Source organism: Trichocoleus sp. DQ-A1 (assembly GCF_039961955.1).
Taxonomy (GTDB): domain Bacteria; phylum Cyanobacteriota; class Cyanobacteriia; order Cyanobacteriales; family FACHB-T130; genus FACHB-T130.
The window spans coordinates 109,336-121,675 of record NZ_JAMPKE010000012.1; the positions used below are offsets into that span (position 1 = coordinate 109,336).

At 45.7% G+C, this 12,340-nt stretch carries 4 protein-coding genes; 1 reads left to right on the forward strand and 3 read right to left on the reverse strand.

Translation table 11 applies throughout. From position 1 onward, the window contains the following. Positions 1–64: 64 nt before the first annotated feature. Entirely contained in the window at positions 65–4,273 is a 4,209-nt protein-coding gene (gene cobN / locus NDI33_RS14115; protein ID WP_190678929.1) for a cobaltochelatase subunit CobN, read from the forward strand. A gap of 155 nt (positions 4,274–4,428) precedes the next feature. Here cobN and NDI33_RS14120 read toward each other — a convergent pair whose 3' ends face one another. From NDI33_RS14120 to NDI33_RS14130, 3 genes are all read right to left on the reverse strand, one after another. Beyond that, a complete protein-coding gene (locus tag NDI33_RS14120) occupies positions 4,429–8,886 on the reverse strand; it encodes an EAL domain-containing protein (RefSeq protein ID WP_190678932.1) in 4,458 nt (1,485 codons plus the stop codon). Between the two features lie 440 nt (positions 8,887–9,326). Continuing rightward, positions 9,327–11,129 (reverse strand): ATP-binding protein, encoded by a 1,803-nt coding sequence (locus NDI33_RS14125; RefSeq protein WP_190678934.1) that lies wholly within the window; start codon positions 11,127–11,129, stop codon positions 9,327–9,329. Positions 11,130–11,140: 11 nt separating this feature from the next. Further along, on the reverse strand, positions 11,141–12,106 hold the full coding sequence (locus NDI33_RS14130; RefSeq protein WP_190678936.1) for a phosphate/phosphite/phosphonate ABC transporter substrate-binding protein: 966 nt from the start codon (positions 12,104–12,106) through the stop codon (positions 11,141–11,143). Positions 12,107–12,340 lie beyond the last annotated feature (234 nt).

The window sequence follows — 12,340 nt, forward strand, 5'->3', positions numbered from 1 at the left end:
TGAGAAAGTCATACCTTGGCAAGAGCGAATCTCAAGAGCCAATCTAAAATCTAAAATCGCTATTATGCATCGTCTAGCCGCTACTCCTGGGGGATGGAATCCTGACGCTGAAGGCGTCATTTTTATCGAGCAAACCCCTGCCCCCATCGTCCTTCTCACCGCAGCGGACACCGATATTCAAACTCTCGCCGCAGCCGTATCTAAATTACCAGAGGGATTTCCAGCCCTACGAGTCGTCAATCTCTTGCAGTTGCAGCAACAGCTCAGTATTGATACTTATGCAGAGGAAGTGCTAGAGCAGGCACAGGTAATTATTCTACGGTTACTCGGAGGACGTTCTTACTGGTCTTACGGGTTAGAAGTGGTACGCGAGACAGTGCAGCGGACGGGTGCAGCATTGATTGTCTTACCAGGAGACGATCGCCCAGATCCTGATTTAATCAGTCATTCTACTGTTTCTCTATCAGTTGTTAACCAGTTGTGGCGCTACCTAATCGAAGGCGGCGGGGAAAATTTCGCTAACGCCCTAAAATTTATTGCCGATGTTTGTCTAGAAGGTAGTTACAATCCACTCCCACCCCAAGCAGTTCCTCGCGTGGGGCTTTATCAATGGGAAATGGGGGAGGAAGACAATCAGAAAAACCTAACTTCCCAGCCCCCTTCCCTACGAGGGCAGGGGGAGAAGAATGACGCCTCTCTCCTTGCTGGAGAGGGGTTGAAGGAGAAATTAAAGCCAAAAGTTGGGATTCTGTTCTATCGCGCTCATTATTTAGCTGGAAATACAGCAGTAATTGATGCTCTTTGCCAAGCATTAGCCGCCCGAAAATTAGAACCCGTCCCCGTTTTTGTCTCTTCCCTGCGAGATCCGGATGTGCAGGAAGAAGTGTTGCAACAACTCCAACCTAAAGAAGCAGAACCCATACAGGTTTTGCTGAGTACCACCAGCTTTGCGATTAGCTCATTGCCAAGGGCGAATGGTCAAAAATTAGCGATTAGCGATGAGCCATTAGCACTCAGCACCTTAGATGTACCCGTGTTACAGGTAATCCTCAGCGGTGGCACGGTGGAACAGTGGGAATCTGGATTTCAGGGGCTATCGCCACGGGATATGGCGATGAATGTAGCGCTACCAGAAGTGGATGGGCGGATTATTAGTCGTGCGGTTTCCTTTAAGGCGGTGGAAACCCGGAATCCTCAGTTGGAAACGGATGTGGTGGTTTATGAGCCGGTACGCGATCGCATTGAGTTTGTCGCTGACTTAGCCTCTAATTGGGTAAAACTACGCCAAACGCCACCTTCTGAAAGGCGAATTGCCTTGATTTTGGCTAATTATCCCAACCGAGATGGGCGTCTTGCCAATGGTGTTGGGTTGGATACCCCAGCAAGTTGTGTGGAAATCCTCAAGGCGTTGCAGTTAGCTGGGTATCAGGTTGAAGATATCCCGGCAACGGGAGATGAATTGATTGGGCGTTTAACGGCTGGGGTGACGAACGATCCAGAGGGGCGATTCCGCCCAGTCGGTCAATTTGTCTGCGGGGAAGAGTATCAGGAGTATTTTGCGACGTTGCCTGGGGGAGTGCAGAAGGGAATATGCGATCGCTGGAATTCGGTTTTGGAGATGAACCGCACTAGCGTTAGCGAAGCCATGCGCGTTAGCGCTTTAGATGCTAAGAACGCGAAGGAAGAGAGGGAAGAGAGATTTATTGAGCTAACTGGTTCTGTTTCTAAATTTCCGATTCCTGGTATTTATCTGGGTAATGTTTTTGTGGGGATTCAACCGGCGCGGGGTTACGATTTTGACCCAAGTTTGAATTATCACGCTCCGGATTTAGAACCGCCTCATCATTATCTCGCTTTCTACTATTGGGTACGAGAACATTTTGGGGCTGATGCAATTGTCCATGTGGGGAAACATGGGAATTTGGAATGGTTGCCAGGTAAAAGTGTGGCACTCTCTGAAAATTGTTATCCAGAGGTTGCTTTCGGCGCTTTGCCTCATCTTTATCCTTTCATTGTCAATGACCCTGGTGAAGGTTCGCAAGCCAAGCGTCGCGCCCAAGCGGTAATTATTGACCATTTAACACCGCCGATGACTCGCGCTGAACTTTATGGTTCTTTGCAACAATTGGAAGGTTTAATTGACGAGTATTATGAAGCCCAGAGTTTAGATCCGTCGCGCTTGCCAGTGATACGCGATCGCATCACTCAGCTAATCCTCGAAGAAAACCTCCATCAGGATTTAGGGTTAGAAACTTCAATCGAAAATTCGATCCCCCCTGCCCCCCTTAAAAAGGGGGGTGAGGAAATTCAAAATCTCCTTACTCGCGCTGATGGGTATCTGTGCGAATTAAAAGAGGCTCAAATTCGAGATGGTTTGCACATTTTTGGGCAATGTCCGCAGGGGCGACAACTCAGGGATTTAATAGTAGCGATCGCTCGTCATCCCGGTACTCATCGTATCGGCTTAACTCGCGCGATCGCTCAAGATTGGGGTTTGGATTTCGATCCCTTGACAGCAGATCCCGCTCAACCTCTCCCTAGCAGCGCGGAACCCCCCCTTACCCCTCCCGTTCACAGGGGGGGTAACGAGCCTACAATTGCAGCCTATCGAACTGTCGGTGACGCAGTTGAGGCATTAGAACAACAAGCAGCGAACTTGGTGGAACATCTGCTCACCGCCCCCTCCGTTTCCACCCCCTCTTGCCCCCCCCTTGCTAATGGAGAGGCTTGGGGTGGAGTAAATCTAGGTGATGCCACCTCTCTATTCACCCCCTCTTGCCCCCTCCCCGTTAACGGGGAGGGCTGGGGTGGGGTAGACGGTGATGCCACGCAAAGAGAATTGCAGTGGATACGCAACTCCCTGCTGCCTTCCCTGCAACAAACCACCCAAGAAATCGCCAACCTATTGCACGGCTTAGATGGGCGCTTTGTCCCCAGTGGTGCCTCTGGCGCACCGACACGAGGACGCCCAGATGTTCTGCCTACGGGTCGCAATTTTTACTCAGTTGATATTCGGGCAATTCCTACAGAAACCGCTTGGCTGGTCGGACGTAAAGCAGCAGAAGCCTTAATTGAACGATATACCCAAGAAAACGGCGAGTATCCTAAAACACTCGGATTGTCCGTATGGGGAACCTCCACCATGCGGACTGGCGGCGATGATTTGGCAGAAGCGTTGGCATTATTGGGAGTGCAACCCGTGTGGGATAGCCCGTCGCGGCGGGTGGTGGATTTTGAAATTTTGCCACTTTCGGTCTTAAATCGTCCCCGCGTCGATGTCACGCTGAGAATCTCTGGCTTCTTCCGCGACGCTTTTCCGAACTTAATCGATCTATTCGATCAAGCGGTGGCAGCAGTCGCAGCGTTGGATGAACCACCAGAACAAAACCCCTTAGCCGCGCAAGTTAAACAAGAAACCGAGTTATGGAGATCGGCGGGGTTAAATCAGGAACAAGCAGAAATGCGATCGCGCTATCGCATCTTTGGTTCTAAACCTGGTGCCTACGGTGCGGGATTGCAAGGCTTAATCGAAGCCCAAAACTGGACAGATGACCAAGATTTAGCCCGTGCCTACATCAACTGGAGTAGTTACGCCTACACTAGCACCGCAGAATCCTCTCCCTCCTTGTCAAAAGGAGTTGCGGGAGATGTTTCTTCTCCTCCCCTGAACAAAAGAGGTTTAGGGGGAATCGCCGCTCCAGAAGCCTTTGAGCAGCGTCTACGCCAGATGCAAATCGTATTGCACAATCAAGATAACCGGGAACACGATTTATTAGATTCAGATGATTACTATCAATTTCAAGGCGGTTTAACAGCAGCAGTTCGGGCGATGAGTGGCAAAAATCCCCAAACTTATTTTGGGGATAATTCCCTTCCTGAAAACCCAAAAGTGCGGCAACTGCGAGAAGAAATTGCGCGAGTATATCGTTCTCGTGTCGTGAATCCAAAATGGATTGCTGGAGTCATGCACCACGGTTACAAAGGTGCATTTGAAATGGCAGCAACCGTGGATTATCTCTTTGCTTATGATGCCACAGCAAATTGTGTGGAAGATTTCATGTATCAAGGAGTTGCAGAAGCGTACTTATTCGACCAATCTGTGCAGGATTTCATCCAGCAGAAGAATCCTTGGGCATTGCGAGATATGGCAGAACGGTTGCTAGAAGCGAATCAGCGGGGATTGTGGCAAAACGTCGATCGAGAGATGGTGGATAAGTTAAGAAGCTTAGTTCACCAAGCCGAAGCCGTCATCGAATCTACCACTGCTCTCTAAGCTAGGAGATAACAACCGCTGCACAGCTGAAGAGTTTGTGCGATCGCACTCATCTTTGTTGCTTGGTTAAAACTACTGTTTGAGTTGCCTAATCCGTCATGAGCAAGACGAAAATATAAGTTTTGTGCGATCGCTTCCGTATCCATCCTAAGCCATCATCGCATCGCTTCCGCTGAAAGTCTAAAGCTACAGGAACAGTTAGCAACGGATACACAACTTGAATGTTTGGCTATCTTTGAGAAAGATTTTTCGAGTATTTTGGTAATCTCCTCAGCCGCTTGAGGTCGCCAGAAAAAGTACCCTTGCATCTGTTCGCATTGGAGATTTTGCAAGAAATCTTTTTGCGCTTCTGTTTCCACGCCTTCCGCAACCAGTCTCAGATTGAGTACCTTTCCTAACGCTGCGATCGCTGTAATGATGGCTGCATCATTGGGGTCGCTTGTCAAGTCTCGAACAAAGGATTTGTCAATTTTTAAGGTATGGAAGGGAAACTTTTTCAAATAAGTCAGAGAAGAATATCCCGTCCCAAAATCATCTAGAGAAATGTAAACTCCTAGCCGATGCAACTCACTCAAAGTTTTTCGGGTAAATTCTACATTTTGCATCGTGATTGTTTCAGTAATTTCTAACTCCAGAAATTGCGCTTCGAGTCCAGTTTCTTCCAGAACTCGCGTCACCATTTTGACTAAATCGGGTTCCTGAAACTGTCGGGCAGAAAGGTTAACCGCCACTTGTAAGTCGGCAATTCCTGCATCGTGCCAAGCTTTATTTTGAGCGCAGGCAGTCTTTAACACCCATTCCCCAATTGGTACGATGAGTCCGGTTTCTTCCGCTAGGGGAATAAATATTCCTGGAGAAACTAGCCCAAATTTTGGATGCTGCCAGCGCAACAGGGCTTCAACGTGGGTGATTTCTCCAGTCGTTGTATTGACTTGAGGTTGGTAGTAAACGACAAATTCTCCCCGTTCTAGAGCATGGTGCAAATCGTTTTCGAGTACCAATAACTCAGAATTCTGAGAATTCATTGCTGGATTATAAAATTGATAGTTATTCCGACCTTGTTCTTTGGCACGATACAAGGCAGCATCGGCGTTTCTCAAAAGCGTTTCAGCATCTGTGCCATCACTGGGATAAAGTGCAATCCCAATACTGCTACTGATATGCAGGGAGTGCCCTTCTAAATAAAATTCTGGCTTTAAAGCTTCCAAGATTTTCTGGGCAATCTTAGCAGCGTCCTCTTTACAACGAATTTGGGGGATAAGTAGGGTAAATTCATCCCCTCCCCAACGAGCAACGGTGTCATCCTCCCCCATACAGCCGATCATTCGTTCAGTCACGCTTTGCAACAAGCGATCGCCAAAAGCGTGCCCCAATGTATCGTTAATCGTCTTAAAACGATCCAAATCCAAAAACATTACGGCAAGCGTACTTTGGCTTTGACGTGCATACGCCAAGGACACGGACAGCCGCTCATTGAATAGCATCCGGTTCGGCAAGCCAGTCAGCAGGTCGTGCAACGCTTGATAGCGGATGGTTTCTTCTGCCTGTTGGCGCTCGGTGACATCGCGGAAGCTCCACACTCTACCGACGACTTTTCCCCCAATCCGTTGAGGCTGGGAATAGCGCTCGAAGATTCTTCTATCTTTAAATTCAAGGAGGTCGTAGCTTTCTGCGTCTGGTTCGCTATAGAGTTCCTGAATTTTGGTGATAAAGGTTTCCGGGTTTTTTAGCTGCTCTAGGACAAATGCTAAGGCTTGGTTGCTATTCCCTGCCGCGACAATAGAGTCGGGGATGCGCCACATTTGGACAAATTTTTGATTGAAACTGGCTATTTTTCCGGTTTTGTCAACTACGAGAATCCCATCAGCTGTTGATTCGAGCGTCGCCTTGAGCAGGGACAGGGATTTTTCCAGTTCCTCTTCTGCCCACTTGCGCTCGGCAATCTCGCCCTCCAATTGCGCGATCGCATTGTTTAATTCTGCTGTACGCTCAAGGACTCGTTTTTCTAAGTCTGCGTTGAGCTGTTTGAGAGCGTTTTCTGCTTGCTTGCGATCGCTAATATCGCGGGAGATGGTAGAAAGAAAGTCAACGCTTCCATCCAGCTTCTTGTGGGCAATAATCAGCTGCAAAACTGGAATCTCCCGTTTGTCGCGGGTCAAAAGTGCAGTTTCGCCACACCAGACGCCATCGCGAATCGCACTAGGAATTCCCTCCTCCAAGATGATTTGACCCGCCCATTTCGGGTGGCAACTGGCAACGCTGAGGTTTGAGATATCCTCTTCGAGAGGAATTCCGACCAAGCGACGACCTGCCTGGTTAATGAAAAATGCGCGTCCTCGATTGTCCGCACTGCCTACGAAATCACTCGTTGCTTCCAAAATCCCGGCAAGGCGTGTTACTGCTTCCTCTGCTTGCTTGCGTTCTTGAGTAAGAGAGATGGCGGCTGCCGCTGCACGCAGCAGGTTGATTTCCAAAGGTTCCCAAGCACGCGCTTCTATGCAGTTGTCAAAGCCGATAAACCCGAAGAATTCGCCCTTAACCATGATGGGCAAAATTAGGATGGAAAGAATTCCCTGAGGTTCTAAGATAAAACGCTCTGATTCGGGTAATTCAGCGACAATTCCGGCAACAATGTCACCTTTTTCTAGCAAATATGCCCAGCGGGGGAAGAAGTCGTCATAAGAAAGGTTTTGCAGCGCCGGATTGTCGATTTCTGGGCGAACGCCCTCGGCACACCACTCCGCACGCTGACTCATCAGCAAGTTGCCTATTTGCGAACGATGGTTCTCGAATACATAAACGCGACTTGCGCCTGCTGCTTGTCCGAGTTGTACCAATATTTCCGTGTAGCAATTCGTGCCGCCATCAAAAGTCAGCAACCGGCGCTCAACTTCAACTAATGCTGATAAGTAGCGTTCGCGCTGCGCGAGTCTTTCCTCTGCTTGCTTGCGCTTGGTGATATCGCTGAAGGTGCAGATTACTTGTTCAAGGCCACCATCCGCTGCCAACTGAGGTTCGGCATTAACTAATAGCCAGATGCGATCGCCCACACTGGAACGATAAACGCCCATCACGACATTCCGCACGGCTTGACGAGTTGCGATCGCTTGCGACACCGGATGGGTTTCTCCGGGGAACGGTGTACCATCTTCATGAATGACATTCCAATTCAGATCGAAGGAAGTTTTCCCCAGCAGTTGGCTGTCAGTGATACCGAGAAGGTCGATAGCCGCTTGATTACTCAGCAGGATTTCTGCGTTGGCTCCTTGCAGTAAAACGCCGACGTGAAGCTCCTGTATCAGCGTCCGAAACCGCTCCTCGCTTTCGCGCAGTGCTTCCTCTACCCGCTGACGCTCGACAATCTCGCCCTGAAATTGCCCAATTGCACGCTTTAACTCAGTTGTGCGCTCCTCAACTCTAATTTCTAGTTCTTCTTTCGCTTGTTTGATCGCCAACTCCGCTCGCTGCCGTTCCGTGATATCTTGGGCTACACAAACGATTCCCTGAATTCTATCCGATACGCTTGCGATCGCTGCACAGGAAAACAGCACCGAGATTCTTCTCCCGTCTTTGGACAGGTAAATTTTTTCCGCATCTCGGACAACCCTTTTTTGAGTTAAATCATCCAACTCCGACGCTGTGAAAGGAAATTTTTCATCGGCGAAAATAACTCCTATCGGTTGCCCAATTAACTCCTCTTTGTGATACCCCAAAAGTTCGCAGGTTGCTTTATTAACTGACTGAATCATGGTATCGGGCGTTACCACGATCAGAGATTCCACCATGCTTTCACAAACATTGATTACATCCGCTGTTTTCTGCCGCAAATCCTCAGCCATTTTATTGAAAGCATCAGCTAAGGCGCTCAGCTCATCTTTGGTGGAAGCGTCTATTTTTGTCTCTAGCTTGCCCTTGCCTATCTCTACCGCAGCCGCTTTGAGTTTGTTTAGCCGACTCAATATAGACCGCGAGATAGAAAGACCAAGAAATATAGCGATTAAGAGGGTAGATAAACCGACGCCAAATATCATTCTGTCGGTCAAGAGCAGAGTTTCATGAATCTTCTTTCTTTCCGTTTCCAACTCTTGCGATTGAGCCTGAATTTTTTGGTTAATAGTTCCTATAAATTGTTTGCTGGTTTTTTCCAGTTCGTTTTCTTTTGCCAGTAACTCTGGAGTTACCCTTCCCTGCTTTTTTAAGCCGATTACCTCATTGGATAATTTTAAAAGTCTCTCACCTGAAGTTTGGATTTCTTCTGACAATACTTGCTCAGATGTGAAAAAATAGTTCACTAATTCTTTATAAGCATTCAGAGCCTTGCGATAATTTTCCTGGCTAGTCTCCAAATTTTGATATTTTTGCGTCGATACAATATCTTTTGCAGATGGATTTTTTTCTACTTTTTGGAATTCTAATTGTTTAGTAGACAAAACTACTGTATCCGAAGCATATTGCAACCGCTCTAACTCATAGTGAAAAGGAATTGTTCTATTAATAACTTCGTTGTACTTTTTTTCAAGATTATTCGTTCCTTTAATTCCGACATATCCAACCACTTCAACAAGTAGAGCAACGGCTAAGTAACCTGTCATCAATTTGTGGCTGATTTTCATGTAAATGGGTTCCTGATGCTAAACCGTCTTGCTACTTGAAATAGTGTTTCAATAATAAATGCTTAGTAACAATTACCTATTCGTGAATGCTGGAATAGGCAAGGTAATGCCAGTTTAGAGAAGTCATCTCTCTGGCATAGAACTGGAAAACCTTAAAAAGACTTCCAAAAATATATGATTTTTTTATAAAAGATTAATAAAAAAGATACTAAAGTTAAATTTTAGACATAAAACTTTTATGGAAAGCCAGAAACCTAGAGGAGCATTCATCGTTTGTAGAGACGCGGGATATGGAGTCTCTACAAAACCAACGTCAAGAAGGAGATAGAGAAACTTAATATCCAATCGCTGCGGCGTCGCCTAGAGGAAGGCCAAAAGCAAAAAGCGATCGGCCCCTTAAGCTTCGCTAATACATCCCTTCAACAATAAGAGGACAACGCTTAAGAAATTGCCATAGGTTTTGACCGATTTGACCTCTCTGGAACAGTTGCAGTAGAGCCTCTCTGGCTTTGACGCATCGGGATTTCAATCCAAAACTCTGCTCCCTGTCCCGCTTCGGAAATGCAGCGAAGCATTCCTGAATGCTTCTCTACTACAATTTGATAGCTAATTGATAGCCCCAGCCCCGTTCCTTGCCCAACTGGCTTGGTCGTAAAAAACGGATCGAATAGCCGTTTTCTTACCTCTTCCGTCATGCCTAGTCCATTATCAACAATTCGAACAGCAACACGGTCGGGGTGCAAAACTTGAGTGCTAATCCGAATCGTTGGGGATGGTTCAAGATCACTTGTCGATTGTTCATTGTTATGAGCAATAAACGATAAGCCATCAAAGGCTTCTAGGGCATCAATAGCATTGCTAATAATATTCATAAATACCTGATTCATCTGACCCGCATAACACTCAACTAAAGGCAAATTTCCGTATTCTTTAACCACCTCAATAGCGGGATGCTCCGGCTTAGCTTTTAATCGATTTTGCAAGATTAAAAGAGTGCTATCTAATCCCTCGTGAATATCAACTGGCTTCATGTCTGCCTCGTCAAGGCGAGAGAAATTCCGCAAAGAAAGAACAATTTGACGGATACGTTCAGTGCCAATTTTCATCGAAGATAGAATTTTGTCTAAATCTGCAATAATAAAGTCAAGTTCGACAGTTTCTGCCTGCTCTTCGATCTCGGTAATTGGGTTAGGATAGTGTTTTTGGTAAAGCTGCACCAGTCTCAACAAATCTTGTGTATATTCACCCACATACACAAGGTTGCCGTGGATAAAATTAACGGGGTTATTAATTTCATGAGCTACCCCAGCAACCATTTGACCAAGGCTAGACATCTTTTCGGTTTGAATGAGCTGAGCTTGGGTTTGTTGCAAGTTTTGCAAAACTTGCTGAAGTTCTGTTTCTGCCTGCTTGCGTTCGGAAATTTCAATTTCTAAGTTTTGGTTTAACTCAATCAATTCGGCAGTCCGTTCAATTATTTTTTGCTCTAAAAAATAGTAAGATTCTGCAAGTTTTTTTGCCATTTGGTTGAACTCGCAAGACAATTTTTCAATTTCATCTCCAGTTTGAATATTTAGGCGATAATCTAAATTACCTGCACCAATTTTTGTCGCTCCTAACTGGAGTTTTTTTATAGATAAAATGACTGGGATTAATATTAATATCATCTGCCCAGTGAGAATTATAAGAATTAAACCTGTAGTGGCATATCTAATAATATGGGTGGTCTCTTTAAATTTATTTGATTCTTGCCTTGCTAGAGCATACTGTTGCTGAATATTACTAACTAGCGAGTTTAAAGAGAAATCAATATCTTCTTTGAAAGAATTGATGGTTCTGAAATCCTGCTGAGTCTGTTTAAGAGTAGAAGGTGTATCGCGAAGCTCTGTTGCTAAGCGGACGAGAAAACTATGGCGACGGCGAACAACTGTCAGTTCTGAATTTTCTGGCATCAGACTTTCTAAGTCATCCAAGGTAAGGATAAAGTCAGACATCGCCTTGTGATATTTTGCCATATCTGAGGGATCGCGGTTGAGGATGAGATAGTTCCTCAGTGCTGCGATCTGGTCTCTTAAAGAAACTTTTAGATTTAAGACTATGCGGTCAGCTTGAGCGGCTCTTTCTCGGCTCGTTTCGGTAGATTTTTCTACTTGCTTAAGCCAGTCTTCACTGCCAACTGTAAGGCATAAAATTAGCCCTACTACGGCAATAGAAGAGCCAATAAACTTAGTTAATATTTTCATTGCATTCGGCTTTATTTCAACTTAAGGCGCTCTTGGAGCTTTCTAATCGGTGTATAGTCTCGATCTTCTACCAGAGTATATCCAGCCGACTCAGAACCACTGGGATCTAGCAGTCCCTCTGGAGAGTTGACAAATGCTTTCTTGAGGTCGATTACCAGTTGAGATGGAAGCTTACTAGAGACGACAATGGGCGAAAGAGGAATTGGGTCAGATTCCCAAATAATTTTGTATTTTAAAGGGTCGATATTTCCCTCTTTCTGTTGCTGAAGATACGAGCGTTTATCATCCGCGATCGCATCCACCTTTCCTGCTAGTAAATCCGCTTTCACCTTGTCGTGACTACCCGCATACTTGACTGTAGCAAAGTCGCGTTCGGGGTTAATACCAATGTCTTGAAAGTGAGCTAAAGGCACTAAGTAACCCGAAGCTGAGGATTTACTGACGAAGGCAAATCTCTTACCTTTTAAATCTTTAATAGTTTTGATACCGCTGGCATTATTAACAACGATCGCGCTTGTATACCAAGGTCGTCCAGTTGTTCTTTCAATGGGCGCAACAATTGGCTTAAGTTGGGGATCTCGAAGATGTGCCTTCACATACGACAGGGGGCCTAGAAAAGCCATTTCTACTTTTCCTGTTACCAGTAAATCTATCGATGTGTCGTAGTCTTTTGTAATCTGAAATTTAACAGGTTTTCCTAATGTCTTGCTTAGATAGTCCGCTAGTGGCTGAAGTTGCTTTTCCTGTTCTGCTGAAACCTGCCACGGAATCACCGCCATATTTATGGTTTTTAGTTCGTCTCCTGTATTCCTAGAACTATCGCTCAGTGGCTGAGAGCTGGGGCTTATTGGCGTTGTGGTATTTTCACTTGGCTGAGTACAGGCTACACAACTGTACGTAACGGACAAGGCTAGGATGAAGCAAGTCACTGCTCGTTTGTAAGAGCGATTTCGTGTCCAAGATAGATGTTTTTGCATTCTGTTTAAGGCTATGTTTACCTTTTAACTTTTTACCGTATCTGGAGAATAATACCGCTTTCCAAAATTATGAAAATAACACTTCAAGAAATGTTATTTTTTCACATCTTAAGTTAAGTGGTAATATGAGAGATTACCACTTAAATTTTGAGTCTGCTAATTTAGATTCATGCTTTCACTCAATCCTCATTCTCAGGAGGATTGGAGAAAATAAACACTGTGTTTTTACGGGTT